This is a genomic window from Streptomyces sp. CB02923 (genome assembly GCF_001905005.1).
Lineage (GTDB): Bacteria > Actinomycetota > Actinomycetes > Streptomycetales > Streptomycetaceae > Streptomyces.
The window spans coordinates 1,274,429-1,299,168 of record NZ_LWKZ01000001.1; the positions used below are offsets into that span (position 1 = coordinate 1,274,429).

The 24,740-nt window shown below is 74.0% G+C and carries 23 protein-coding genes; 13 read left to right on the top strand and 10 right to left on the bottom strand.

Annotated elements, in window-relative coordinates:
* Positions 1-14 precede the first annotated feature (14 nt).
* Positions 15-398, bottom strand: coding sequence for a cold-shock protein (locus tag A6A06_RS43455; protein WP_030022252.1), 384 nt, complete (start codon positions 396-398; stop codon positions 15-17).
* A 206-nt stretch (positions 399-604) separates the two neighbouring features.
* On the opposite strand from A6A06_RS43455, the gene A6A06_RS05435 reads away from it, so the two are divergent.
* Positions 605-844, top strand: coding sequence for a hypothetical protein (locus tag A6A06_RS05435; RefSeq protein ID WP_073759276.1), 240 nt, complete (start codon positions 605-607; stop codon positions 842-844).
* 19 nt (positions 845-863) lie between these two features.
* Here A6A06_RS05435 and A6A06_RS05440 read toward each other — a convergent pair whose 3' ends face one another.
* Positions 864-1,547 carry an HAD family hydrolase gene (locus A6A06_RS05440; RefSeq protein ID WP_073759277.1) on the bottom strand — a complete coding sequence of 228 codons (684 nt, stop codon included), beginning with the start codon at positions 1,545-1,547 and terminating at the stop codon, positions 864-866.
* Between the two features lie 97 nt (positions 1,548-1,644).
* Here A6A06_RS05440 and A6A06_RS05445 point away from each other — a divergent pair, with 97 nt between their 5' ends.
* The 4 genes from A6A06_RS05445 to A6A06_RS05460 all read left to right on the top strand — a co-directional run bounded on the left by A6A06_RS05445 (position 1,645) and on the right by A6A06_RS05460 (position 5,755).
* Positions 1,645-2,673: a FecCD family ABC transporter permease gene (locus A6A06_RS05445; RefSeq protein ID WP_073759278.1), complete on the top strand. Its 1,029-nt coding sequence runs from the start codon at positions 1,645-1,647 to the stop codon at positions 2,671-2,673.
* Positions 2,670-3,758 (top strand): FecCD family ABC transporter permease, encoded by a 1,089-nt coding sequence (locus A6A06_RS05450; protein WP_073759279.1) that lies wholly within the window; start codon positions 2,670-2,672, stop codon positions 3,756-3,758. Before A6A06_RS05445 ends, A6A06_RS05450 begins: the two co-directional genes overlap by 4 nt.
* Before the next feature lie 71 nt (positions 3,759-3,829).
* Positions 3,830-4,657, top strand: coding sequence for an ABC transporter ATP-binding protein (locus A6A06_RS05455; protein ID WP_199930683.1), 828 nt, complete (start codon positions 3,830-3,832; stop codon positions 4,655-4,657).
* A 30-nt stretch (positions 4,658-4,687) separates the two neighbouring features.
* A complete protein-coding gene (locus A6A06_RS05460) occupies positions 4,688-5,755 on the top strand; it encodes an ABC transporter substrate-binding protein (protein ID WP_079193786.1) in 1,068 nt (355 codons plus the stop codon).
* 154 nt (positions 5,756-5,909) lie between these two features.
* On the opposite strand, the gene A6A06_RS05465 is transcribed toward A6A06_RS05460, so the two are convergent.
* Complete coding sequence (locus A6A06_RS05465; RefSeq protein ID WP_073759281.1) at positions 5,910-7,349, bottom strand: hypothetical protein; 1,440 nt, start codon at positions 7,347-7,349, stop codon at positions 5,910-5,912.
* 200 nt (positions 7,350-7,549) lie between these two features.
* Here A6A06_RS05465 and A6A06_RS05470 point away from each other — a divergent pair, with 200 nt between their 5' ends.
* The 4 genes from A6A06_RS05470 to A6A06_RS05485 all read left to right on the top strand — a co-directional run bounded on the left by A6A06_RS05470 (position 7,550) and on the right by A6A06_RS05485 (position 13,976).
* The gene (locus A6A06_RS05470) at positions 7,550-10,159 is read left to right on the top strand and encodes a helicase C-terminal domain-containing protein (protein WP_073759282.1); all 2,610 of its coding nucleotides are present in this window, start codon (positions 7,550-7,552) and stop codon (positions 10,157-10,159) included.
* 185 nt (positions 10,160-10,344) lie between these two features.
* On the top strand, positions 10,345-10,815 hold the full coding sequence (locus tag A6A06_RS05475) for an NUDIX hydrolase (RefSeq protein ID WP_073759283.1): 471 nt from the start codon (positions 10,345-10,347) through the stop codon (positions 10,813-10,815).
* A 187-nt stretch (positions 10,816-11,002) separates the two neighbouring features.
* A complete protein-coding gene (locus A6A06_RS05480; RefSeq protein ID WP_199930684.1) occupies positions 11,003-11,995 on the top strand; it encodes a hypothetical protein in 993 nt (330 codons plus the stop codon).
* Between the two features lie 337 nt (positions 11,996-12,332).
* Positions 12,333-13,976 (top strand): DNA repair helicase XPB, encoded by a 1,644-nt coding sequence (locus tag A6A06_RS05485; RefSeq protein ID WP_073759285.1) that lies wholly within the window; start codon positions 12,333-12,335, stop codon positions 13,974-13,976.
* A gap of 133 nt (positions 13,977-14,109) precedes the next feature.
* Here A6A06_RS05485 and A6A06_RS05490 read toward each other — a convergent pair whose 3' ends face one another.
* Both A6A06_RS05490 and A6A06_RS05495 read right to left on the bottom strand, forming a co-directional pair.
* Entirely contained in the window at positions 14,110-15,447 is a 1,338-nt protein-coding gene (locus A6A06_RS05490; RefSeq protein ID WP_073759286.1) for a glycosyltransferase 87 family protein, read from the bottom strand.
* Positions 15,448-15,601: 154 nt separating this feature from the next.
* Positions 15,602-15,793 carry a hypothetical protein gene (locus tag A6A06_RS05495; RefSeq protein WP_079193787.1) on the bottom strand — a complete coding sequence of 64 codons (192 nt, stop codon included), beginning with the start codon at positions 15,791-15,793 and terminating at the stop codon, positions 15,602-15,604.
* Between the two features lie 382 nt (positions 15,794-16,175).
* On the opposite strand from A6A06_RS05495, the gene A6A06_RS05500 reads away from it, so the two are divergent.
* Positions 16,176-18,278, top strand: coding sequence for a HelD family protein (locus A6A06_RS05500; protein ID WP_073759288.1), 2,103 nt, complete (start codon positions 16,176-16,178; stop codon positions 18,276-18,278).
* 165 nt (positions 18,279-18,443) lie between these two features.
* Here the strand turns inward: A6A06_RS05500 and A6A06_RS05505 are convergent, their stop codons facing one another.
* On the bottom strand, positions 18,444-19,148 hold the full coding sequence (locus tag A6A06_RS05505; RefSeq protein ID WP_073759290.1) for a copper homeostasis protein CutC: 705 nt from the start codon (positions 19,146-19,148) through the stop codon (positions 18,444-18,446).
* A gap of 185 nt (positions 19,149-19,333) precedes the next feature.
* Here A6A06_RS05505 and A6A06_RS05510 point away from each other — a divergent pair, with 185 nt between their 5' ends.
* Positions 19,334-20,065 (top strand): HD domain-containing protein, encoded by a 732-nt coding sequence (locus tag A6A06_RS05510; protein WP_199930685.1) that lies wholly within the window; start codon positions 19,334-19,336, stop codon positions 20,063-20,065.
* Here the strand turns inward: A6A06_RS05510 and A6A06_RS05515 are convergent.
* A complete protein-coding gene (locus tag A6A06_RS05515) occupies positions 20,052-20,861 on the bottom strand; it encodes a cytochrome c oxidase assembly protein (RefSeq protein WP_073759292.1) in 810 nt (269 codons plus the stop codon). The two genes, A6A06_RS05510 and A6A06_RS05515, sit on opposite strands and share 14 nt — an antisense overlap.
* Positions 20,858-21,340: a DUF2243 domain-containing protein gene (locus A6A06_RS05520; protein ID WP_073759294.1), complete on the bottom strand. Its 483-nt coding sequence runs from the start codon at positions 21,338-21,340 to the stop codon at positions 20,858-20,860. Before A6A06_RS05520 ends, A6A06_RS05515 begins: the two co-directional genes overlap by 4 nt.
* Before the next feature lie 199 nt (positions 21,341-21,539).
* Between A6A06_RS05520 and A6A06_RS05525 the strand changes: the two genes are divergently transcribed.
* Entirely contained in the window at positions 21,540-22,796 is a 1,257-nt protein-coding gene (locus A6A06_RS05525) for a Cmx/CmrA family chloramphenicol efflux MFS transporter (RefSeq protein WP_073759853.1), read from the top strand.
* Between the two features lie 86 nt (positions 22,797-22,882).
* On the opposite strand, the gene A6A06_RS05530 is transcribed toward A6A06_RS05525, so the two are convergent.
* Together A6A06_RS05530 and A6A06_RS05535 are read right to left on the bottom strand one after the other, a co-directional pair.
* Positions 22,883-23,164 (bottom strand): DUF4031 domain-containing protein, encoded by a 282-nt coding sequence (locus tag A6A06_RS05530; protein ID WP_073759296.1) that lies wholly within the window; start codon positions 23,162-23,164, stop codon positions 22,883-22,885.
* Position 23,165: 1 nt separating this feature from the next.
* On the bottom strand, positions 23,166-23,528 hold the full coding sequence (locus A6A06_RS05535) for a hypothetical protein (protein ID WP_073759298.1): 363 nt from the start codon (positions 23,526-23,528) through the stop codon (positions 23,166-23,168).
* A 145-nt stretch (positions 23,529-23,673) separates the two neighbouring features.
* On the opposite strand from A6A06_RS05535, the gene A6A06_RS05540 reads away from it, so the two are divergent.
* A complete protein-coding gene (locus tag A6A06_RS05540; RefSeq protein ID WP_443333709.1) occupies positions 23,674-24,621 on the top strand; it encodes a MurR/RpiR family transcriptional regulator in 948 nt (315 codons plus the stop codon).
* Positions 24,622-24,740 lie beyond the last annotated feature (119 nt).

The following is a 24,740-nucleotide window of genomic DNA, read 5'->3' on the forward strand; positions in this document are numbered from 1 at the left end:
CGGTGCGGGCGCCGTCACACGTCCAGCTGGTCGGCGACCGCCCGCAGCATGTTCGCGATCTTCCCGCCGTGCGCCTTGTCGGGGTAGCGGCCGCGCTCCAGCTGCTGGGTGACGCTCTCCAGCAGCGTGGTGAGGTCCTGCACGATCGACGCCAGCTCGTCCGGCTTGCGGCGCTGGGCCGCCGCCACCGACGGCGCGGGGTCGAGGATCGTCACCGAAAGCGCCTGGTCACCGCGCTGGCCGGCCACCACGCCGAACTCGACGCGCTGGCCCGGCTTGAGTGCGTCCACGCCGTCGGGCAGCACCGACGAGTGCACGAAGACGTCACCGCCGTCGTCGCGGGAGAGAAAGCCGAAGCCCTTCTCGCTGTTGAACCACTTGACCTTGCCGGTAGGCACGTCTGTCCTCGTCCTCGTACTCGTCGGAAAACCACTGGGGTCTGGGTACTGCGTTTTCTGCGTCTTCTGCGGGAAAAAACAGCTCTGGATAGCAGTGCAGCGGGCCACCGGACCCGCCACCCCCCAAGGCTAATGGTCCGGTGCCCGGTGACAAGACGTCGCCGGGTGGTTCCTCCGCGCTTCTGGCCCGGACTTACCCTGGTCCTGTGTCTGACGAAACTCCCCAGGCAGGGGATCTGCTGGTCCGGATCGGCGCGATTGTTTTCCTGATTGGCGCGGTGGCCACTCTCGCCACCGTCGCCCCGTTGTTCGTGGGGGCCGAGCCGCTGCCGTCCGTCTTCTACTGGGTGTGCATGCTGATGGGCGCCGGGTTCCTGATCGCCGGGGCCGGAGTGCTGCGTTCCGTCGCGGCGCAGCGCCGCCAGGCGAGGTCGTCCACGGCGTAGCGGCCCGCGCCTTCCGGACTCATACGTTCCGCCGGGACCGCTGCGCCGCGTACTCCTCCAGCCAGGCCGGGAAGCCGGTCAGGTCGCCGAGGAGCACGTCGGCGCCGGCCGCGCGCAGCTCGTCCGCGCCGCACGGCCCGGTGGCCACGGCGACGGACAGCGCGTCGGCGGTGTGCGCACCGCGTACGTCACCGGTGTGGTCGCCGACGTAGACGGACGCGCCGTGCGCGCGCAGCGCCTCGGCCTTGGCCTCCGCCCACAGCGAGCCGATGACGGCGTCCGCGGCGATGTCCAGGTGGTCCAGGTGCAGCTTGGCGTTCGGCTCGTACTTCGCGGTGACGACGATCGCCCGGCCGCCGTGGCGCTGTACGGCGGCCACCGCCTCGCGGGCGCCCGGCATCGCGAGCGTCCCGGTGATCGCGTACTCCGGGTACAGCTCCCGGTACAGGTTGCTGATCTCCGCGACCCGCTCCTCGGGGAACCACCGGCGGATTTCCTGCTCCAGCGGCGGACCGAGCCGGGTGATCGCCGCGTCGGCGTCGACGTGCGTCCCGGTGGCGGCGGACAGCGCCTCGTAGGCCGCCTTGATGCCGGGGCGGGAGTCGATCAGCGTCATGTCCAGGTCGAAGCCGACCGTGAGCGTCTGCGCGGCCGTGGCGACCGTGGGGTCGGGTACCGGGGTGTGCGAAGCCATGGTGGCCATTGTGGCCGATGACCGGGAGTGGGCCGGGCCCTACACTTGCCCCTCCGCACCCGCCCCTGTCGCCTGCCCGCGCCGGCGCCGTCGCGAAGGGGAACCGATGCCAGTCGTCCGGGCCGGCCGCCCCAGATCCTCCCTGGTGAGGCACCGCGTCGGCTGGACGGCGGCGGCGGTGCTCGCCCTGCTGCTGGCGGTGCTCCTCTCGTTGGCGTTCGGCAGCAGGCAGTTCGCGCCGTCCGAGGTGCTCGACGCGGTGCTGTACGGCGGGGACGGCGACGCGGCACAGGTGGTGCGCTTCCTGCGGCTGCCGCGCACGCTGATCGGCCTGATGGTCGGCGCCGCGCTCGCCCTCGCGGGCACGGCCATGCAGGGCATCACCCGCAACCCCATCGCCGACCCCGGTGTCCTCGGCATCAGCCAGGGCGCCTCGGTGGGCGTGGTCCTCGCGCTGTCCTTCCTGGGGGTGCACACCCTCGGCGGTTACGTGTGGTTCGCCTTCGCGGGAGCCGGGGCCGCCGCGGTCGCCGTGTACGCGATCGCCTCCAGCGGGCGGGGCGGCGCGACGCCGGTGAAGCTGGCCCTGTCCGGCGCCGCGATCAACGCGCTGCTCGTCGCGGTGACGATGGCGGTGCTGACGACGAAGGCCGCCGCACTGGACGAGTTCCGGTTCTGGCAGGTCGGCTCGCTGACCGGCCGGGACAGTGCGGTCGCCGCGCAGATCTGGCCGTTCCTGCTGGCGGGCGCGGTGCTCGTGCTGTCCGTCGCGCGCGGCCTGGACGCGCTGGCGCTCGGCGAGGACGCGGCCAGGGGGCTCGGGCAGAACGTCGCCGCCGTACGCGTCGTGGCCGGGCTGGGAGCGGCGGTCCTGACCGGCGCGGGCGTCGCGGCCGCCGGGCCGATCGCCTTCGTCGGCCTCGCCGTACCGCACCTCGCCCGCGCGGCCGTGGGCGGCGGCCACCGCTGGCTGCTGCCGATGGCGGCGCTGCTCGGCCCGGTCGTCGTGCTCGTCTCGGACACCGTCGGGCGCGTGCTGTTCCCGCCGTCCGAGGTGCCGGCGGGTGTGCTGACGGCTCTGATCGGCGTTCCGTTCCTGGTCGCGCTGGTACGGCGGAAGGGGGTGCCGGCGTGACGGCACCGGTCGCCGGCTCCGGCGCCCCGGTACGGCAGGGGCGCGCGCGGCCCACGGGGTACGCCCTCGTGCGCGCCGGGCGCGCGTCGTTCCTCGTACATCGACGGGCGGCGGCCGTCGCCACGGCCCTGGCCGTCCTGCTCGCCGCCGTCTGCCTGGCGTACCTGTGCGTCGGCGAGTCCTTCGTGGCCCCCGGCGAGGCCCTGAAGGCCGCTTTCGGGCAGCCGTCGTCCGCCGGACTGGTCGTCGGGACGCTGCGGCTGCCCCGGATGGTGGCCGGACTGCTGGTCGGCGCGGCCTTCGGGGTCGCGGGCGCGCTGATCCAGACCGTGGCCCGCAATGCGCTCGCCAGCCCGGACGTCATCGGCGTCACCCAGGGCGCGAGCGCGCTGACGGTGGGCGCCATTACGTACGGCATCACCTCGTACGCCGTCCTGCCGTACCTCTCGGTCGCCGGCGGCGTCCTCGCCGCCGCCCTCGGCTACGTCTTCGCCTGGCGCGGCGGCCTGCACGCCACCCGCTTCGTCCTGATCGGCATCGGCTTCGCCGTCGCGCTGCGCTCGGTCACCCACCTCTTCCTCATCAAGGGCGACTACACCGTGGCCCAGCAGGCCCAGGTGTGGCTGACCGGCTCGCTCAACGGGCGCGGCTGGGCCGAGGCCGCACCGCTCGGCTGGGCGCTGCTGGTGCTGCTGCCCGCCGTCCTGTGGGCGGCCCGCGCGCAGCGCACCGTCCCGATGGACGACGACACCGCGACCGCCCTCGGAGTACGGCTGAACCGCACCCGGCTCGGGCTGGTCGCGCTCGGCGTGGTGCTGGCGTCGATGGCGACCGGCGCGGCCGGACCGGTCGACTTCGTGGCGCTGCTCGCCCCGCAGACCGGCCGCCGGCTGACGCGTACGGCGCAGATCCCGCTGCTGTGCTCGGCGCTGCTCGGCGCGGTCGTCGTCGTCCTCGGCGACCTGCTCGCCCGCAAGCTCCTCGCGCCGACGGAACTGCCGGTGGGCGTGCTGACCGCGGCCGTCGGTGCCCCGTACCTGATCCACCTGATCATCCGCAGCCGTGCCGTGGGAGGGCGAGCGTGACCGAGGGCACCGAAGGCACGGGGGGCATCGGGGGTACCGGGGGTACCGGAGGTGCCGGGGAGGCAGTGCCGGTGGTCGGCAGCCGTCTCACGGCCCGGGATCTGACGCTCGCCTACGAGGACCGCACGGTCGTCGACGGGCTCGACCTCGACATCCCGCACGGCGCGGTCACCGTCGTCGTCGGCCCCAACGCCTGCGGCAAGTCCACGCTGCTGCGGGCGCTGGGCCGGCTGCTCAAGCCGCGCCGCGGCGCCGTCCTGCTGGACGGTACGGACCTGGCCCGCATCCCCACCAGGAAGATCGCCCAGGCGGTGGGGCTGCTGCCGCAGTCCCCCGTGGCGCCCGAGGCGATCACCGTCGCCGACCTGGTCTCGCGCGGCCGCCAGCCGCACCAGCGCTGGTGGCAGCAGTGGTCCGAGGCGGACGAACGGGCCGTCGCCGAGGCCATGGACCGTACGGATGTGGCGCAGCTGGCGGACCGGCCGGTGGACGAGCTGTCCGGCGGCCAGCGGCAGCGCGTGTGGATCGCGATGGCCCTCGCGCAGGAGACCGGCCTGCTGCTCCTGGACGAGCCGACGACGTACCTGGACATCGCGCACCAGGTCGAGGTGCTGGACCTGGTGCGGCAGCTCAACCACGACCGGGGGCGCACCGTCGTCGCCGTCCTGCACGACCTCAACCAGGCCGCGCGCTACGCCGACCACCTCGTCGCGATGAAGCAAGGGCGCATCGTCGCACAGGGGCGCCCGACGGCGGTCGTCACGGCGCACCTGGTGCGCGAGGTGTTCGGGCTGGAGTCGGTGGTGGTACCGGACCCGGTGACGGGTTCGCCCCTGGTGGTGCCGGGGCGGCCTTGGCAGGCTCCGGGTACGGCCCTCGCCGCGCCCGGGTCCGAGTGACCGCGCCGCTCCCAGCCGAAAGGGCTTGTCATGCCGCTCTCCGCAGTTCCCCGCCCGGTTCCGCGGGCGGGACGACGCCGTGCCGCGTTCGCCGTGGTCTCCGCCCTGGCCGCTTCCGTGGCGCTGACCGCCTGCGGTGCGGACGGATCGTCCGGTACGGGCCGTTCCGGCGACAGCTCGGCCGAGGCCGCCGACTGCCCGGCCCAGCCCGCCACCACCTGGGCGCAGCCCGCGTCCGGCGGGGGCAGGCACCAGGTGCGTACGGCGCAGGGCGAGGTGGAGGTGCCCGACGCGCCCCGGCGGGTGGTGGTGCTGGACACCGCGGAACTGGACTCCGCGATCACCCTGGGGGTCAAGCCGGTCGGTGCCACCCGGTCCGACGTGGCGGGCGGCTTCCTGAGCTACCTGCCGAAGGACGAGGTCGCGGGCATCGCGGACGTCGGCAAGATCGGCGCGCCGAATCTGGAGGCCGTCGCGGCCCTGAAGCCGGACCTGATCCTGACCAGCAAGGTCCGCGACGGCGGGCGGTACGCGCAGCTGAAGGCCATCGCGCCCACCGTCATGACGGAGACCACCGGCTATCCGTGGAAGCAGAACTTCGCCACCCACGCCGACGCGCTGGGCAAGATCCCGGAGGCGAAGCGGGCGGTCGCCGCGTACGGGGCACACGCCCGGCGGGTCACCGAGGCGCTCGGCGGGGCCGCGGCGGCGAAGCGGACCACGACCAATGTCGTCCGCTTCGTCGCGGGCGCCGACACCCGTGTCTACGGCTGCCGCAGCTACATCGGCACCGTCCTGAACGACGTCGGCACCGGCCCGACCAGCGTGGTGCAGGACGCGCCGGACGGCATGATGATCGAGGTCAGCGCGGAGCAGATGACCAAGGCCGACGCGGACGCGGTCTTCTACACGGCGTACGGCAGCCCGGAGAAGTCCAAGGAGACACAGGTCACCGGCGGGGCGCTGTGGAAGAACATGAAGGCGGCCAGGAACGGCCGGACCTTCCGCGTCGACGACGAACTGTGGATCCAGGGCATCGGCTACACGGCGGCCGACAAGATCCTGGCCCAGTTGCAGGAGAAGCTGGCCAGGAAGTAGCCGGAGGAGGGGCGGGGCCACGGAGTGGCCGGAGGCGGGACGGGGTCACGAAGTGGCCGGAGGAGGGGCCGGGAGGGCAGGTCGGGGCGGCTCCGCTGCGGCCCGCCTGTCCCGCCGCCCCGGTCACCGCCGCCGCCCCGGTCCCCGCCGCCGCTCAGCGCGGCTGCCGCCGCATCCGCCACACCAGGAACAGCGCGGAGGCGACGGCCGCGACGCGGACCATCACCGGCAGCACCCCGGTCAGCTCGTGCCCCAGCTGCCCGTCGGCGATGGGCTCGCCCCATCGCCCGTCCACACGGCCCCACAGCCACACCACCAGCCCGCCGACGATCAGCCCCGGCACGCCGAGCGCCGCGAACTTCGCCTCGCCGCGCGGCAGCCGCCGGGAGGTGTAGGCGATCACCCAGCCACCGGCGAGCGCCAGCCAGGAGCCCAGCACCGCGCCCGCCACCAGCAGCAGCACGGCCAGCAGGAGGACGGGGCTGAGCGGGGGCCGCGCGGCCGGCACGTACTCCACCGGTTCGGGCTCTTCGGCGTACGGCTCCGGCACGGCCGCCCGCTGCCGCCGCCACGCGAGCACGCGCGGCAGCACCCGTGGCAGCACGCCGGTGCGGGGCGCCTCGGCCGCCTCCTCGCCGTGCTCGCCGCCCGCCTCTCCGTCCTCGGTCTCCTCGTCGTCCGCCGCCTCACCGTCGTCGTCCCGCCCGTCCTTTTCCAGGGACAGCGGGCCGTCCTTGCGCTCGCCCGGCGGACGCTCACGGATCTCCGGGATCTCGATGCCGCCGATGAAGCCGGGCACCGTCTCGCCGGGCTCGTACGACCCGTACGCCGCGAACGGGCCCTCCTCCACGCGCCACCAGTCGGGCTCGTCGGCGCCCTCCCCGAAGGCGACGGTGCTGTCACCGAGCTCGTCGAAGCCCGCGAGGTGCGGCGGGGAGGCGGTCGGCGGCGGCTCCGGTTCCCGCGCACGGGCGGAGCGCCGCTTGCCGTCGCGGGGTGCGGGGACCTTTCCGGCGAGGCCGCGCAGTCCTTCGCCGAGGCCGGACAGGCCCGGCAGCCCCGGCAATCCGGGCAGCCCTCCACCCTTGGCGATGCCGCTGCCCTTGGCGGTGCCGCTGGGCTTGGCGATGCCGCTGCCCTTGGCGATGCCGCTGGGCTTGGCGATGCCGCTGCCCTGGCCGCCGCCTGGTCCGGTCACGCCACCCGGCTCGCCGGGCCCGGCCGCGCTGCCGCCCGCACCACTCGTACCGCCTGTACCGCCCGTATCGCCTGCACCACCCGTGCCGAAGCGGCGCGCGGCCCCGCCCAGCTTGTCGCGCAGGCCCGGCCGCGGCTCCGGCTCCGGCGCGCCCCGGGGCCCCGGCACCGCGGACGGTCCGCTGCCGCCCGCCGCCGTCACCACCGCCTCGGGCGTACCGAGGCGGGACAGTACGCGTCTCACCCCGGGCACCGTGTCCGGCTTCACCGCGTCCACCTGTGCCCGCAGCTCGGCCACCAGGCGCATCCGCGCCCCGGAGGACAGCCCTCGCTGCTGGGCCAGATCACCGACCCGGCTCAGATAGTCAAAGACCAGCTGGTCGCTCTCGATCCCCACGAAATCCCCTGTGGCACAGCCCGGTTCCTCCGGAGACGGTACCCCTGATCGCCCTTTTTACGGGGGCGGCGGCGCCGACCGGCCCGCCCCGCCTGCGTGCCCCGGCTCCCGCCCCGTCCGCCTGCCCCGGCCGTGTCAGCCGGACGGCGGGCGCGGCGCTGCACCCGACAACGTCACATGCCCCCGCTACCGTGTAGCGGATGAGTGAAACACCCCGCACGCTCGCCGAAGAGCTCCGCACCCGCCCCGACAGCGGGCTCGCCGGCCTGCTGCGGGCCCGCCCCGACCTCCTCAGCCCGGTCCCCGGCGATCTGACCCAGCTCGCCACCCGGGCCGGCACCCGCGCCTCGGTCGTACGGGCCGTGGAACGCCTCGACCGCTTCGCGCTACAGGCCGCCGAGGCGCTGGCCGTCGCGCCGGACCCCTGCCCGTACGAGACGCTGCTCGGTCTGATGGCGGGAGACGCGGGCACGGACGGCGACGGCGACGCCATCACCACCCAGCTGCCCCGCGCCCTGCGCACCCTGCGCGACCAGGCGCTGGTCTGGGGCGGCGACGACCGGCTGCGCCTCGTCCGTACGGCCCGCGAACTGCTCGCGCCCGGACCCGCGCACCCCTCCCCCACCGGCCTGGGGCCGACCGTCGCCGAAGCCTCGTCCGGCATGTCGCCCGGTCGCCTCCAGGAGATCCTGGCCGCCGCCGGACTGGCCGCGACCCACGACCCGGTGACCGCCGTCGCCGCTCTGGCCGGGCTGTTCGAGGACCGTACGCGGATGGCGGAACTGCTGGCCGCCGCGCCCGCCGAGGCGCGGGCCGTACTGGACCGGCTGGTCTGGGGCCCGCCCTACGGTGCCGTCACCGACCGGCCCGCCGCACACCTCCAGTGGCTGCTGGACCGCGGCCTGCTGCTGCCCGCCGGACCGCGCAACGTCGTCCTCCCCCGCGAGGCCGCGCTGCACCTGCGCGCGGGGCGCGCGCACCGGGTGCCCGAGCCCCTGCCGCCCGCCCTCGCGCCCGCCACCGAGCGTGATCCACAGCTTGTGGACAGGGCCGCCGCCGGCCAGGCGTTCACCGCCCTGGACACCGTCGAGGAACTCCTCAAGGAGTGGGACCTCGGCGGGCCGGGCGTGCTGCGCGCCGGGGGCCTGTCGGTCCGCGACCTCAAGCGGACCGCCGCCGCCCTGGACTGCACCGAACAGCTCGCCGCCTTCTGGCTCGAACTCGCCTACGGTGCCGGACTGCTGGCATCCGACGGCGAAGCCGACGAGCGGTACGCGCCCACCCCCGCCGCGGAGGACTGGCGCCGGCTCCCGGACGCGGAGCGCTGGGCGCGGCTCGCCACGGCCTGGCTCTCGGCGACCCGTACGGCCGGGCTGGTCGGCACCCCCGACCCGAAGGGCCGCACCCTGTCCGCGCTCGGCCCGAACCTCGACCGGTCCGCGGCCCCCGAGGTACGCCACCGGACGCTCGCCCTGCTCGCGTCCCTGTCCCCCGGCACGTCCGTACCGGCAGAGGCCGTTCTGGACCGGCTCCGCTGGGAACGCCCGCTGCGCGGCGCGGCCCGCACAGCGCCGGACTCCGCCGCCAACAGCGGCGCCAAGGCGCCCGCCCGCCGCCCGGACCCGGCCGCCGCGGCCGACGCCAACGCCGCCCGCAACGCGTCCACAGCCGCCAACGCCTCCCCCTCCGCCAACGCCACCGACGACCTGCGCTCCCGCATCGCCCGCTGGACGCTCACCGAGGCCGAACTCCTCGGCATCACCGGCCGCGGCGCCCTCGCCGCCCACACCCGCGCCCTCCTGGAAGCCGCCCCCACAGACCACCCCACCCACCCCGCCGACCCCGCGGACGCCACGGCCCCCGCCGCACGCGCCGCCGCCCTCCTCTCCCCCCTCCTCCCCGAGCCCCTCGACCACGTCCTCCTCCAGGCCGACCTGACCGCCGTCGCCCCCGGCCCCCTGGAGCGGCCCCTGGCCGACGCGCTCGGCGTCCTCGCCGACGTCGAGTCCAAGGGCGGCGCCACGGTCTACCGCTTCACCCCGGCCTCCGTACGCCGCGCCCTGGACGCCGGCCGGTCCGCCGCCGAGCTCCAGTCCTTCCTCACCGCCCACTCCCGCACCCCGGTGCCGCAGCCGCTCGCCTACCTGATCGACGACGTGGCCCGGCGCCACGGGCGGCTCCGCGTCGGCGCGGCCTCCGCGTACGTACGCTGCGACGACGACGCGCTCCTCACCGAGATCCTCGCCGACCGCCGCGCCATCGGCCTGCGCCTGCGCCGCCTCGCCCCGACCGTGCTGGCCTCGGCCGCCCCGCCCGACCAGCTCCTGGAGGGCCTCCGCGCAATGGGCTACGCCCCCGCCGCCGAGTCCGCCGAGGGCGACGTCCTCATCGCCCGCCCGGACGCCTACCGCACCCCGCCGCGCACCGCACCGGCCCCGGTCCCCGAGGGCCCGCCCGCACCCGACACCACCCTCCTCGAAGCGGCGGTCCGCGCCATCCGCGCCGGCGACCTGGCCGCCACCGCCGAACGCAAGCCCTCCACCGCCCCCGCTGCCCCGGCCCCCGGCGGCCTCCCGCGCACCACCTCCGCCGAAACCCTCGCCACGATGCAGGCCGCCGTCCTGACCAACGCCACCCTCTGGATCGGCTACGTCAACGCCGACGGCGCCGCCAGCCAACGCGTGATCGCCCCCGTCCGCGTCGAAGGCGGCTTCGTCACCGCCTACGACCACACCGCCGACGAGGTCCGCACCTTCCCCCTCCACCGCATCACCGGCGTCGCAGAACTGGCAGACGAAACGGCTTCGTGAGGGGACAGCGAAGCAGCCTCACCCCTCGCGCGACACCCGCGCATGGCATCGCACCCCGAACCTCGTTCCTTTCCCCTTTCGGGACGTCCCGCGCGGTGTAGAACGTCCCTCAGACGTCCCCGTACGGGACAGGGAGGGACGGGCCATGCTGATCGCCGCCGCCCGCCCCGTGGACGAGTGAGCCGATGGCGCGCACCGAGTACTACGACGATTCCACGGCCCCCGAGCCCAACAGCCTGGTGGTCGCCGCCTCCGCGGTCGTCGCGGACGGTTCCGGGCGCATCCTCCTCCAGCGGCGCCGGGACAGCGGCCTGTGGGCGTTGCCGGGTGGGGGAATGGAGATGGACGACTCCCTGCCGGGCGCCGCCGTACGCGAGGTCAAGGAGGAGACGGGGCTGGACGTGGAGATCACCGGGCTCGTCGGCACCTACACCGATCCCCGTCATGTGATCGCGTACTCGGACGGTGAGGTGCGGCGGCAGTTCAACGTCTGCTTCACGGCCCGCGTGACCGGAGGCGTCCTGGCGGTCTCCGACGAGTCGACGGAGGTCCGCTTCGTCGCACCGCCCGAGCTCGACGCCCTGTCCATGCACCACACCCAGCGGCTGCGGCTCCGGCACTATCTGGAGGACCGGGACCGGCCGTACCTCGGCTGACAGGGCACGCGGCCGGTGCGGCGTCAGGGCGACGACGACGGGACGATCTCGACCACGACGAGCCGCCGAGCAGGCCGTAAATGCGCTGTCGCTGCCCTAATTACCGACATACGATGATCACCGCTCAAGGGGTCGCACAGCCGTTCGGCTCCTGTTCCCGTACGTCAACACCAGGTGGTCACCTCACGTGAAGTCTCATCGAATCGCGGTTGCCGTCGCCGCAGCCGCGATAGCCCCGGCCCTTCTGCTGTCGGCTCCTGCCGTGGCGGCCGGGAAGCCTGCGGCCACGGCCGGTTCGCAGTCGGCCGTCGTCGCGGAGGACGGGCGCGCCGCCATTTCCGCCAAGGTGCCCGGGAACGTCACCGCGGGTGTCTGGACGGAGCTGCAGCTGACCGTCGACAACCGCGCGGGCAGGACCATGGAGGACCTTTACGCGGGTATCGATACCTTTGTGTCGGCCAGCGACTTCAAGGACGGCGACTCCGAGCTCGAATACCGGGCCAAGGACGGTTCCTGGCAGCAGCCCTTCACGTTCGGCGGCAACTCACACTCGATCGAATGGGGCCGGGTGGAGAAGGGCGCCGTCTTCACCATCGAAGCGCGCATACGGTACGCGTCGCATGTCTCCGGCCACGGCATGTTCAACGCGCTCGTGGGTTCGAGCTCCCACACCGGGTGGGGCGGCAGCACCTCCCTGAGCTTCGACGTCCAGCCCGCCGACGGGGTCCAGGTTCCCCCGGACAAGGCGACGGACCACAGCACCCGAGTGGCGTTCAGGGGGCTGCCCCCCAAGTCAGATATCCGGGCGGGTGGCGACTGGCGGCAGTTCCAGCTCGTCCTGGACAACCGCCGGGGCGAGGCGGACATCGCGAACTTCAAGCTCCTCATGAGCGTGGGTCTCGCGGGCAGGGCTCAGCCCGGCCAGGCCGAGTTCGAGTACCGCACCTCCCCCGATGCCCCGTGGCAGCCGTGGAAGGTCACCCGTATCCAGCCGATGGGCATCCTTGGCTCCCTGAACCCGCCGAAGCTCGCCAAGGGTGAGCTGCGGACCATGGACGTCCGGCTGCGGATCGCCGCCGACGCGCCCACGGGCGGGGGCGTGGTGATCGTATGGGGCGGCCCCGAGAAGAATCCCCAGGCACGGACGACGTCGCGCATGCTCGACGTCACCGCCGGCTGAGCGAAGTCCCCGGGCAGAAGCGCCTTTCCCTTCGGGGAGGGGCGCTTTCGCCGTGCGGGCGCCCGAGCACCTCTACGCGTACGGAGCACCTCCACACGGGCACCTCCACACGTAGCGGGCGACGCCGCTTCCACACATACCGGGCAACGCCCGGGGCCGTGGAACGCGCGCGGCCGGGCACGGTGCTCCCTTCCGACCGGTGTGAGGCACCCGTTCCCGGCACCGTCCCGTTCCTCACCGCCCATGCGGCACACTGGACGTTTGGCCGTACGGACGGCCGGGTGCCGCGGTCGGGCTGGGGAACGGCCGGGTGCAGGTGACGCGAAAGGCGAGGCGCGTGAACGGACCTCTCATCGTCCAGAGCGACAAAACGCTGCTGCTGGAAGTCGACCACGAGCAGGCGGAGGCGTGCCGGCGGGCCATCGCGCCGTTCGCGGAGCTGGAGCGGGCGCCCGAGCACATGCACACGTACCGGGTGACGCCGCTCGGGCTGTGGAACGCGCGGGCTGCCGGGCACGACGCCGAGCAGGTCGTGGACGCGCTGGTCGGGTTCTCGCGGTATCCGGTGCCGCATGCGCTGCTGGTGGACATCGCCGACACCATGTCGCGGTACGGGCGGCTGACGCTGTCCAAGCACCCGGCGCACGGGCTGGTGCTCACCACCACCGACCGGCCGGTGCTGGAGGAGATCCTGCGGTCGAAGAAGGTGCAGCCGCTGGTGGGGGCGCGGCTGGACCCGGACACGGTCGTGGTGCATCCGTCCGAGCGCGGGCAGATCAAGCAGACGCTGCTCAAGCTGGGGTGGCCGGCCGAGGACCTGGCCGGGTACGTGGACGGCGAGGCCCATGCGATCGAGCTCGACGAGCGCACCTGGTCGCTGCGGCCGTACCAGCAGCAGGCCGTGGAGGGCTTCTGGCACGGCGGGTCCGGTGTGGTCGTACTGCCGTGTGGTGCCGGAAAGACGCTGGTGGGGGCCGGTGCCATGGCGCAGGCCAAGGCCACCACGCTGATCCTGGTGACGAACACCGTCTCGGCGCGGCAGTGGAAGCACGAGCTGGTGAAGCGGACGTCGCTGACCGAGGACGAGATCGGCGAGTACAGCGGTACGAAGAAGGAGATCCGGCCGGTCACCATCGCCACGTACCAGGTGCTGACGACCAAGCGGAAGGGCGTCTACCCGCACCTGGAGCTGTTCGACTCGCGCGACTGGGGGCTGATCGTCTACGACGAGGTGCATCTGCTGCCCGCACCGGTCTTCAAGTTCACGGCCGATCTCCAGGCCCGGCGGCGGCTGGGGCTGACGGCGACACTGGTGCGCGAGGACGGGCGCGAGTCGGACGTCTTCTCGCTGATCGGCCCCAAGCGCTTCGACGCGCCGTGGAAGGAGATCGAGGCGCAGGGGTACATCGCGCCGGCGGACTGTGTCGAGGTACGCGTCAGCCTGACGGAGTCGGAGCGGCTGGCGTACGCCACGGCCGAGACCGAGGAGAAGTACCGGTACTGCGCGACGACGGCCAGCAAGCAGAGCGTGACCGAGGCGCTGGTACGGCGGCACAAGGGCGAGCAGACCCTGGTCATCGGGCAGTACATCGACCAGCTCGACGAGCTGGGCGAGCACCTGGACGCGCCGGTGATCAAGGGCGAGACGTCCAACGCGCAGCGCGAGAAGCTCTTCGACGCGTTCCGGGAGGGCGAGATCTCCGTGCTGGTGGTCTCCAAGGTCGCGAACTTCTCGATCGACCTGCCGGAGGCGACGGTCGCGATCCAGGTGTCGGGCACGTTCGGGTCGCGGCAGGAGGAGGCGCAGCGGCTGGGTCGGGTGCTGCGTCCCAAGGCGGACGGGCACGAGGCGCGGTTCTACTCGGTCGTCGCCCGCGACACCGTCGACCAGGACTTCGCGGCGCACCGGCAGCGCTTCCTGGCGGAGCAGGGGTACGCGTACCGGATCGTGGACGCGACGGAGCTGCTGGCGGAGGGGTGAGCCGGGATACGCGGTGAGGGCCCGGAGCCGGACGGCGTCGGCCTTCGCCCGGAGCCGGGCGGGCTTCGGACGGGCTTCGGCATTCGCCCGGACCCGGGCGCGCGTCGGCGTTCGCCCCGCCCCCGGGCGCGCGTCAGCGTTCGGGGACGCGGGTGCTCAGTTCGCGGGCCGGGCGGGCGGCGCGGGGCAGCGGAAAGGGGCGGCGGCCCAGGGTGGACAGCGGGGTGGCCGGGGGCCGGCGGCTCCACCAGGCCGCCGCCGCCAGCATCGCCAGTCCCAGGAAGGGGTACGGGGCCGCCAGCGGCTGCTGCCACCAGGAGAACTTCAGGTCGAGGTTGCCCTGGTGCGGGAGCACCCACATCGTGCGGGCCATGAAGGCGACCGCCACCGCCGCGAGCAGCACCTGCCGCCACCGTACGCCGCGGACGTGCGCGCCGAGGGCGACCAGCAGCGGCACGCACCACACCCAGTGGTGGGACCAGCTGATCGGCGAGATGAGCAGGGCCGTGACGGCGGTGCACAGCACGCCCCAGGAGTCCAGGCCGTGCCGCAGGTACACCCGCCGGGCCACGAGGAGTCCGGCCATGCCGGTCAGCAGGGCGGCGCCCGCCCACAGCAGGCCCGGTTCCGTGGTGTGCAGGCAGCGGGCGAGGAGTCCCTGGAGGGACTGGTTGTCGACGATCCACAGCTGGCCGACCCGGCCGGTCTCGAACATCCGCCGTGTCCAGAACTCCACGCTGGCGTCCGGCAGGACGAGCACCCCGAGCAGCACGGAGCACACGAAGCCGGCCAGGGCGGTGAAGGCGGCCCGTACCCGGCCGGTGATCAGCAGGTAGACGGCGAACACCGCCGGGGTGAGCTTGATGCCGGTGGCGAGGCCGACGGCGAAGCCCTTCAGGCGGGCGCCGTCGGGGCGGGCCAGGTCCCACAGGACGAGGCAGGTCAGGGCGATGTTGATCTGCCCGAACACGAGCGTCTGGAAGACCGGTTCGAGCCATATGGCGAGCGCGGTGGCGGCCAGCACGACGGGCAGTGTCCGCACGCGCCGCAGCCGGGACGCACCCGCGCTTTCGCGGGTGCCGGTGGTGTACGCGGCCTTGTACGACAGGTGCAGCAGGACCGGGATGAGGGCCACGTTGACGACGACGGAGGCGACCTTGAGGGCACCGATGGGGACCCAGGCCGTCGGGATGAACAGCAGAGCGGCGAAGGGCGGGTACGTCGCGGGGAGGTTCCACTCGGTGACGGTGAAGCCGTACAGATCACTGCCGGTCGCCGCGGCCTCACCTTCGGCGCGGTAGACCACTATGTCCGACATGGACAGTGATACCAGCCGGAATACGGTGGCCAGCGCGGCCAGGGACACCACGAGCAGTACCGCTGTCGCGATCGTCTTCTTGTCCGGGCGGGTGAGATGCCGCGTCCACGGCCGTCTGTGCGGTACCGACCGCGTCCCCTCGGCGGCAGACACTTGTTTGGCCCCTCCTCGTCACCGGACGCATGCTGTCTGCGGCGACGCTAGTCGATCGAGACCGACTGCTTGTAACGGTTTCCGGTCATCCGGATGCTGGTTGCGTATCAGTCGAGGGCCGGAGGGGGTCGGAAAGGGCTGGGAAAGGGCTGGTTCAGTCCTCCGCGTACTCCCCGAGGAGGACGACGCTGACCGCGGCGGCGGCGAAGACCTTGAACGCACGGAAGACGTTGCCGACGATGTGGCGCTGCTCGTGGGAGTGCGGGGTGTGGGCGGCGTCGGGGCCGAGGGCGGTGGCGCCGTGGGTCGGGTGCAGGGGGCCTGGGGTGATGGTTGCGCTGCTCATGTCTCCATGATGGTTTTCGCGGAGCGGCCGCACATCGGCCCACGGGTGCATCCCCGAGTGGTCTTCGGTCACCCGCTGGACCCATGCCGTCCCCTACGGGAGATGTACGGGCCGGGGCGGAAAGTTCAGGGTCGCCGCGACGATCGTCGCGGCGACGGTGGCGGATGTCCACGTCGCCGCTGGTGGGCGGCCCCGGAGAAACCCGTTGGCGCCCCCGATACCTGCTGACTACAATCGCCGGTCTGCCCGCCTCCCTCAGCGGAGTGCCACCGGCCGCACGGAAACCGGCCGGGTTCCCGCTTCACGCATCTGCTCGCATCTGAAGACGCCTACGCGTACGCCGTCACGTACGGACGTAGCCGGACCCGCCGGAGGCAACACCGTGCCCTCGCACGCCCACGACCAGGCACCCGCCCGGACCCAGCAGCAGGCCACCGACCAGCCCGACCCCCTGGAGCGCGAACGCGCCCACCTCGCCGACTCCCGGGCGGCGCTGCGCGCCATGCGCCGGGACGCCGAAGCGCTCAACATCGCGGACGTCACCGCGAACTGGGTCAACGCCGAAGTGCTCCAGGGCGAGGTCGACGCCCGCATCAAGGCGCTCGCCGACCTCGCGCACACCCCCCTCTTCTTCGGCCGCCTGGACTACCGGCACGCGCCGGGGGCGGACGCCGAGGGCGCGGAGGGGGAGAACTTCTACATCGGCCGCCGGCACGTCCACGACGCCGACGGCGACCCCATGGTCATCGACTGGCGCGCACCGGTCTCGCAGCCGTTCTACCGGGCCTCCAAGAAGGACCCGATGGACCTGGAGCTGCGCCGCCGCTTCGGCTACACGGGCGGGCGGCTGACCGCGTACGAGGACGAGCACCTGACCGACCCGGCGGAGGCGGAGCAGCACAGCAAGCTGCTCCAGTCCGAGATCGAACGGCCTCGTGTGGGTCCGATGCGCGACATCGTGGCGACGATCCAGCCGGAGCAGGACGAGATCGTGCGCGCCGGGATCGGCGGCACGGTCTGCGTCCAGGGGGCGCCGGGCACCGGCAAGACCGCGGTGGGCCTGCACCGGGTCGCGTACCTGCTGTACGCGCACCGCGAGCGGCTGGCCCGCTCCGGCACCCTCGTCATCGGCCCGAACAGCTCGTTCCTGCACTACATCGAGCAGGTGCTGCCGGCGCTGGGCGAGCTGGAGGTCAAGCAGGCCACGGTCGACGACCTGGTGGCGCACGTCGAGGTGCGCGGTACGGACGACGCGGTGGCGGCCACGGTCAAGGGCGACGCGCGGCTGGCGGAGGTGCTGCGGCGGGCGGTGCGGTCGCATGTGCGGATGCCGTCCGAGGCGTGTGTGGTGGTGCGCGGTTCGCGGCGCTGGCGGGTGCCCGCGTACGAGATCGAGGAGATCGTCGAGGAGTTGCTGCGCCGCGACATCCGCTACGGCGCCGCCCGGGAGGCCCTGCCGCAGCGCATCGCGCACGCGGTGCTCGTACGGATGGAGCAGGCGGGCGAGGCGCCGGACGACCGGGTGCAGGACACGGTGGCGCGCAACGCGGCGGTCAAGGCCGTGGTCAAGGAGGTGTGGCCGCCGGTCGACCCGGCCAGGCTGGTGCTGCGGCTGCTGGGGGACGCGGAGTTCCTGGCCGGGCAGGCGGCGGGCATCCTGACGCCGGAGGAGCAGAAGGCGATTCTGTGGGCGAAGCCGCCGCGCAGCGTGAAGAGCGCCAAGTGGTCGGCGGCGGACGCGGTGCTGATCGACGAGGCGGCGGACCTGGTCTCCCGTACGCACTCCCTGGGGCATGTGGTGCTGGACGAGGCGCAGGACCTGTCGCCGATGCAGTACCGGGCGGTGGGACGGCGCTGTTCGACCGGTTCGGCGACGATCCTGGGGGACATCGCGCAGGGCACCACGCCGTGGTCCACCGACACGTGGGAGGAGGCGCTGGCCCACCTGGGCAAGCCGGGCGCGCGGATCGAGGAGCTGACGCTGGGCTTCCGGGTGCCGCGCGAGGTGATCGGGTACGCCTCGCGGCTGCTGCCCGCGATTGCCCCGGAGCTGACCGAGGCCACCTCCATCCGCGAGTCCGCCGGCGACTTCGCGGTCCGGCCGGTGGAGGCGGCGGAGCTGGACGACGCGGTCGTCGCCGCCTGCCGGGAAGCGCTGGCCAAGGAGGGCTCGATCGGCCTGATCGCGGCCGAGGCCCGGCTGCCCGCGCTGCGCGCGGCGCTGGACGCGGCGGGGCTGGCCGTCCTGGCGCCCGGCGAGGAGACCTCGGCCGAGGCCCGGCTGACCCTGGTCCCGGCCACGCTCGCCAAGGGTCTCGAATACGACTACGTGGTGCTGGACGAGCCCGCCGCGATCATCGACGGCGAGCCGGACGAACGCACCGGCCTGCGCCGTCTGTACGTCTGCCTGACCCGCCCGGTATCCGGGCTGACGGTGCTCCACGCGGCGGCCCTGCCGGAGCGGCTCGGCACGTCCGCCGGGTGACCGCTCCGGCTCCGGCTCCGGCTCCGGCTCCGGCTCCGGCTCCAGCTCCGGCTCCGGCTCCGGCTCCGGCTCCGGCAGCATGCGTTCCGGCGACGGGCGGCCCCGCCGCCCGCGCCTGAGAAGGGTGCCGCGTTCCCGTACGGGGAACGCGGCACCTGCCCGCCTCTAGACCGGCACGCCCTCCAACGCCCCCCGCCACGCCGCCACGGCCTCCGCGTCGACCGGTGCCTCCCAGCCGGACGGGCGCGCCGCGCCGCCGATGTGGAAGGCGTCCACTCCGGACGCCAGCAGTTCCGGTAGGTGCGCGAGCACCAGGCCGCCGCCGATCAGCAGCCGCGGCTCGTAGCCGGGCTCGCCGTCCGCCGTACGGGCGCGCTCGGCCAGCAGCGTCGGCAGGCCGTCCTCGACCCCGGCGGGCGACCCCGCCGTCAGGTACGTGTCCAGGCCGGGCAGCCCGGCCAGTTCCTTGCGCAGCGCGTCGCGGTCGGCGGCCCGGTCGATGGCCCGGTGGAACGTCCACCGGCAGCCGTCGACCGCGGCGGCCAGGGCCCGTACGGCCGCCAGGTCCGGGCGGCCGTCCGTGTCGAGGAAGCCGAAGACGAACTCCTCCGCCCCTTCGGCCCGCAGTGCGGCGGCCGACGCGCACAGGGCGTCCACCTCGCCCGCCGCGAAGCCGTCGGCGGCCCGCAGCATCACCCGTACCGGGATGTCGACGGCCGCCCGGACCTCCGCGACGGTCCGCGGCGACGGGGTGAGGCCGTCGGCGGCCATGTCGCTGACGAGTTCGAGGCGGTCCGCCCCGCCGGCCTGGGCGGCCACCGCGTCGGCGGCGTCGAGCGCGATCACCTCCAGGAGTGCGCGCTTGGTCATGGGTCCCCATTCCTTCGACGTGACGACTTCAGCAGGACGAGACGGGATGCCGACACGGACAGCACGAGGACGACAGGTCTAGTCCAATATCCCAGGGTACGGGCCGACCCGCCCCCAAGGACCACAACGCCCCGGTACTCGACCGGAAACCCCCTCTTGACCTCCGCGCGGGCACAATGGGCCGTATGGCTCGCACGACACCTCCGTCCGGTACGGCCCACACCCACTTCGGTGGCGGCGCCGATCCGTTCCCGGACCTGCACCACCGCTGGGCCACCGCCGTCGCCGGCGCACGGGGCGGCAGCGGCCCCGCCGACCCCGACCCGGCCCCGTACGCGGACAACCTGCTCGGCCGCTGGTCCGAACCGCAGCGCCGTTACCACACCACCGGCCACCTGATCGCCGTACTGGACCGCGTCGACGAGCTGGCCGTGCACGCGACCGACCTGGACGCCGGTGTCCCCGTCGACTGGGACGCCGTCCGCCTCGCCGCCTGGTTCCACGACGCCGTCTACCGGCCCGAGCGCTCCGAGAACGAGGAGCGCAGCGCGGCCCTCGCCGAGCGCGCGCTGCCCGAACTGGGCATCGACGACACCTGTACGGCCGAGGTCGCCCGTCTCGTACGCCTCACCGCGGGCCACGACCCGGCCCCCGACGACCACAACGGCGCGGCCCTGTGCGACGCGGACCTGGCGGTCCTGGCCGGAGCGCCCGAGCAGTACGCGGCCTACGCCGCCGCCGTCCGCGAGGAGTACGCATTCGTGCCGGACCGGGAGTTCCGCGCCGGGCGCGCCGACGTGCTGCGCCAGCTCCTGGACATGGCGAGCCTGTTCCGCACCCTGTACGGCAAGCAGCAGTGGGAGCGGGTGGCCCGCCGCAATCTGACCACCGAGCTGGAGCTGCTCACCGCGGGGTAGCGGCGGCGGCCGCGCGCCCCGGCCCGCGCCGTTCGCGCCGCTGGGCGCGCCCCTCCGCCCGGTACCACCGGCACGCCACGACGACCGCCAGCGCCAGCTCGACGGCGTCGCCCCCGTAGTACATGGCCTGCGAGGCCAGGTGCAGGTCGGCGGCGTCGAAGGAGGTGCCGGGCGGGCCCGCCGCGTACAGGGACTTGGCGAGGACGGCGTGCGCCGCCCCCGCGGCCAGCAGCACTCCGGCCCGCAGGCCGGTGCCGGGGCGGTGGCGTACGGGGTCCAGGGCGAGCAGTCCGAAGGAGAACAGGACACCGGCGAGCAGGATGTGGACGTGCACGGCCGTGTTCAGCCAGGGGTGGTGGTGGCTGACGGACAGCAGCGGGGTGCGGTACAGCAGCCACAGCCCGCCGAAGTCGAGCAGGGCAGCCACCGGCGGCAGGGCCCAGACCGTCGCCCAGCGCGCGCGGGACAGGTACACCAGCCGGCGCCTTACGGGTACGGGCGCGGTGCGCAGGGCCAGCGTCAGGGGACGGCCGAGCACCAGGAGCAGCGGGGCCACCATGCCGACGCACAGGTGCGTGAGCATGTGGGCGGTGAACGGCGGTGCGGCGCCCCAGGGCTCGGCGACGCCCGCCACCAGGACCGCGCCGCCCGCGCAGAACAGCGCGTCGCGCCCGTACGGCCAGGCGTCGCCGCGGGCGCGCAGGCTGGCCGTGGCGGCCAGGTAGGCGAGGCAGCCGAGGACGGCGGCGGCGGTGACGGCCCCGGTGAAGGGCGGGGGCAGGGCCGGGGACGTCATCGGCTGCGCGAGGCGGTCGGCGACGCGGTACGTGACGACGCGGCGCGCGGGGCCGTGCGCCGGGCGCGGACCAGCAGGAGCGCGCCGGCCAGCAGGAACAGCACGGCGATCCCGCCCCACGTCCAGTCGTACGGCGCCAGGTCCACGCCGTACCGGATCTGGTGGATGCCCAGGACCTTGTGCTGGAACGTTCCGTCGTAGAGCTGGAACCCGCCCAGCCCCAGACACAGCCCGCCCCACCACGCCGCGGGCACCAGCGCCCCGCGGCGCCGGACGTCCGCGTACAGGACCAGGCCCGCCACCATCGCGAGCCAGCTGCCCGCGTGGAACAGCCCGTCGGAGACCAGGCCCGCGTCCGTGGTGGACAGGTCGTAGAAGTGGTGCCAGTGCAGCAGCTGGTGGAACACCGTCTCGTCGACGAACGCGGCCGTGCCGATCCCCGTCAGCACGCCGCCGACCACCGTCCTCGAACGCCTCATACGGACCTCCTCGCCTTCGCGGGCCGGGCGGAGCGGCCGGGGTACCCCGGGCCCCCGGGGCAAAACGGCGCGAGGACGCGACCCGGCCACCCGTCCGGAACCGCCCGGTACCGTTCCGGTTTCGACACCGCGGCAGGGAATGTCAGGCGTGTCGGCGCTGTTCGTGCGTGACATGCAAGACCATCCCGATCGCGCCCGTATGCCCCTCGCCGTCTATGTCCTCGGCCTCTCCGTCTTCGCCCTCGGCACCAGCGAATTCATGCTGTCGGGCATCCTCCAGCCCCTGGCCCGGGACATGGGGGTGACCATTCCGCAGGCCGGTCTCCTGGTCTCGGCCTTCGCGATCGGCATGGTGGTCGGCGCGCCGGTGCTCGCCGCGGCCACCCTGCAACTGCCCCGCCGCACCACACTGATCGCGCTGCTCGCCGTCTTCGGGCTCGGGCAGGTGGCGGGCGCGGTGGCGCCGTCGTACACCGTGCTGTTCGTCTCGCGCGTGGTCAGCGCGCTCGCCTGCGCCGGGTTCTGGGCGGTCGGCGCGGCCGTCGCGGTGTCGCTGGTGCCGGTCACGGCACGCGCCAAGGCGATGGCCGTGATGGTCGGCGGGCTGAGCGTCGCCAACATCGCGGGCGTACCGGCCGGCGCGCTCCTCGGGCAGCACGCGGGCTGGCGGTCCGCCTTCTGGGCGGTGGCGGCCCTGTCGGCGATCGGCCTGGTCGGCGTGATCGCGCTGGTGCCGCGGACGGCCGTACCGACCGGTGACGATCGGCCGGTGCTCCGCCGCGAACTGAGCATCTACCGGGACAAGCAGGTCTGGCTGGCACTGATCGGCACCGCGCTGAACGGCGCTGCGGTCTTCGCGCTGTTCTCCTACCTGGCGCCGCTGCTGACCGACACCGCGGGCCTGTCCGAGGGCAGCGTGCCGACCGTGCTGGCCCTGTTCGGCGTCGGCGCGCTGATCGGTACGTTCGTCGGCGGGCGGATAGCGGACGCGCACCCGTTCGGAACGATCATCGGGGGCATCAGCGCCTCGGCCACCGTGCTGGCGCTGCTGGCCCTGACCGCGCACAGCTCCGTCGCCGCCGTCACGCTCTCCCTGCTGCTCGGCATCACCGCGTTCGCCACCGCTCCGGCCCTGAACGCCCGGATGTTCAACGTGGCGACCGCCGCGCCGACGCTGGCCGGCGCGACCACCACCTCCGCCTTCAACATGGGCAACACCCTCGGGCCGTGGCTCGGCGGGCTCGTCATCAGCGCGGGCTGGGGCTACCCGGCCGTCGCGTGGACGGCCGCGGCGCTCGCGGCGCTGGGCGTCGGCACCACGGTCGTCGCCCTGCGGCTGCACCGTACGAAGAGCGCCTCCCGCCTGGTCGCCTCCTCGGCCGACGCGACGCACACACCGGCGCCGACGCAGACGGCAGAGGCCGCAGAGGCCACAGGCGCGGCAGACCGGGTCTGAGCCGAGGCGGGGCCGGGCCGGAGCCGGGCCGGGGCCGGAGCGGGGCCGGAGCCGGAGCGCGTCGCGGGGCCGGAGCGCGTCGCGGCCTACCGGCCCACCGCTCCGCCCTCCCGGCTCTTCGGCCGCCGCAGGCCCGCCGCGCGCAGCAGGCGCACGATCTCCTTGCTGTCGGCCTCCGCCGCGCCCGCGCGCACCGCGTCGGCGTGGCGCTCCGCCGGTATGTCGTAATGATCGCGGTCGAACGCCTTGCGGGGGCAGCCGATGCGCTCGGCGAAGGCGTGCAGCTCCTCGAACGAGGCGTCGCTGACGAGGTGGGACCACATCCGGCCGTGTCCCGGCCAGGTCGGCGGGTCGATGTAGAGGGCCATGTCAGCCTCCCTGGGGGGCACCCAGGGAGCCGACCCGCGCCACCGAGACCGCCGTCTTGGGGCAGACCCAGTGCGGGTCGGGCCCCAGCTCGGGCTCGACGTCGAGGGCGTGGGGGTCGCCGCCGTGCATGCAGACGGGGCACAGCGGCCAGCGGCCGTAGCGCTCCAGCAGCGCGTCCTGGACGTCCTGCGCTATCAGCCCGGACACGAACTCGACGCCTTCGGGCCACTGCTCGACCCACCATCGCCGGTGCGCCACGGAATCCTCGACGAGCGAGACGATCTCCGCGTCGGCGACTTCGCCCGCCACCAGATCCGCGAGGACCAGGGCGCGGGCCGCGTGCAGTGCCTGTTCGAGCTCCATGGCCCCATTCTCTCCCGCACCACTGACAACCGCCCCGGCTGCCCGCGGCGGCGGCCCCGCCGGGCGCTCCGGTCCCGTCCGGCCGTCCGTCCACAGGCACGTGCGGGGTATTGACGCGGACCGGCGGTGAAATTATTTTTCAGCTGTGAGCCCTGACCTGAAGGAAACTTTCAAGGACTCCGGAGCCGCCGTCCGGGCGGCCCCGGGCCCGCCCGCCCCCGCGGCCCTGGCCGCCAAGGTGCGTACGCTGGCGCCGTCCATGACCCGGTCCATGCAGCGGGTCGCGGAGGCCGTCGCGGGCGACCCGGCCGGCTGCGCCGCGCTCACCGTCACCGGCCTCGCGGAGCGCACGGGCACCAGCGAGGCCACCGTCGTGCGCACCTCGCGCCTGCTCGGCTACCCGGGCTACCGCGACCTGCGCCTCGCGCTGGCCGCCCTCGCCGCCCAGCAGGCCACCGGCCGCGCGCCCGCCGTCACCGCCGACATAGCGGTCGACGACACGCTCCCCGACGTGGTCGCCAAGCTGGCGCAGGAGGAGCAGCAGTGCCTGGCCGACACCGCGGCCGGGCTGGACATGACGCAGCTGGAGGCGGCGGTCGGCGCGCTGGCCGCCGCCCGGCGCATCGACGTGTACGGCATAGGGGCCTCGAACCTCGTCGGCCAGGACCTGGTCCAGAAGCTGCTGCGGATCGGCCTGATCGCGCACGCCCACTCCGACCCGCACCTCGCCGTGACGAACGCGGTCCAGATGCGCGCCGGTGACGTGGCCATCGCGATCACCCATTCGGGGGGTACGACCGACGTCATAGAGCCGTTGCGGGTGGCCTTCGACCACGGCGCGACGACCATCGCGATCACCGGCCGCCCGGACGGCGGCATCGCCTCGTACGCCGACCACGTCCTCACCACCTCCACCGCCCGGGAGAGCGAGCTGCGCCCCGCCGCCATGTCGTCCCGTACGAGCCAGCTGCTCGTCGTGGACTGCCTGTTCGTGGGGGTCGCACAGCGGACGTACGAGACCGCCGCGCCCGCCCTGTCCGCCTCCTACGAAGCGCTCGCCCACCGCCACTCCCCCCGTACCCCCCACCGCTGATCACCGGCCCGCCGGCCGCCCGTCGGTCCCGGCCGCACCGTCCGCCCCCGTGAATCCGCCCGCCAGCCGTCTCCGCTCCCCCGTACAGAGCCGTACGAGCCCGGAAAGAGCCGCCACCA

What these genes read in the sequence shown, in the direction of transcription:
- A6A06_RS05515 (WP_073759292.1), bottom strand. Translation starts at nt 20,861, where the DNA reads ATGACGTCCCCGGCCCTGCCCCCGCCCTTCACCGGGGCCGTCACCGCC.
- A6A06_RS05440 (WP_073759277.1), bottom strand. Translation starts at nt 1,547, where the DNA reads ATGGCCACCATGGCTTCGCACACCCCGGTACCCGACCCCACGGTCGCC.
- A6A06_RS05510 (WP_199930685.1), top strand. Translation starts at nt 19,334, where the DNA reads ATGGCTCGCACGACACCTCCGTCCGGTACGGCCCACACCCACTTCGGT.
- A6A06_RS05475 (WP_073759283.1), top strand. Translation starts at nt 10,345, where the DNA reads ATGGCGCGCACCGAGTACTACGACGATTCCACGGCCCCCGAGCCCAAC.
- A6A06_RS05495 (WP_079193787.1), bottom strand. Translation starts at nt 15,793, where the DNA reads ATGAGCAGCGCAACCATCACCCCAGGCCCCCTGCACCCGACCCACGGC.
- A6A06_RS05525 (WP_073759853.1), top strand. Translation starts at nt 21,540, where the DNA reads ATGCCCCTCGCCGTCTATGTCCTCGGCCTCTCCGTCTTCGCCCTCGGC.
- A6A06_RS05535 (WP_073759298.1), bottom strand. Translation starts at nt 23,528, where the DNA reads ATGGAGCTCGAACAGGCACTGCACGCGGCCCGCGCCCTGGTCCTCGCG.
- A6A06_RS05445 (WP_073759278.1), top strand. Translation starts at nt 1,645, where the DNA reads ATGCCAGTCGTCCGGGCCGGCCGCCCCAGATCCTCCCTGGTGAGGCAC.
- A6A06_RS05460 (WP_079193786.1), top strand. Translation starts at nt 4,688, where the DNA reads ATGCCGCTCTCCGCAGTTCCCCGCCCGGTTCCGCGGGCGGGACGACGC.
- A6A06_RS05530 (WP_073759296.1), bottom strand. Translation starts at nt 23,164, where the DNA reads ATGGCCCTCTACATCGACCCGCCGACCTGGCCGGGACACGGCCGGATG.
- A6A06_RS05470 (WP_073759282.1), top strand. Translation starts at nt 7,550, where the DNA reads ATGAGTGAAACACCCCGCACGCTCGCCGAAGAGCTCCGCACCCGCCCC.
- A6A06_RS05520 (WP_073759294.1), bottom strand. Translation starts at nt 21,340, where the DNA reads ATGAGGCGTTCGAGGACGGTGGTCGGCGGCGTGCTGACGGGGATCGGC.
- A6A06_RS05505 (WP_073759290.1), bottom strand. Translation starts at nt 19,148, where the DNA reads ATGACCAAGCGCGCACTCCTGGAGGTGATCGCGCTCGACGCCGCCGAC.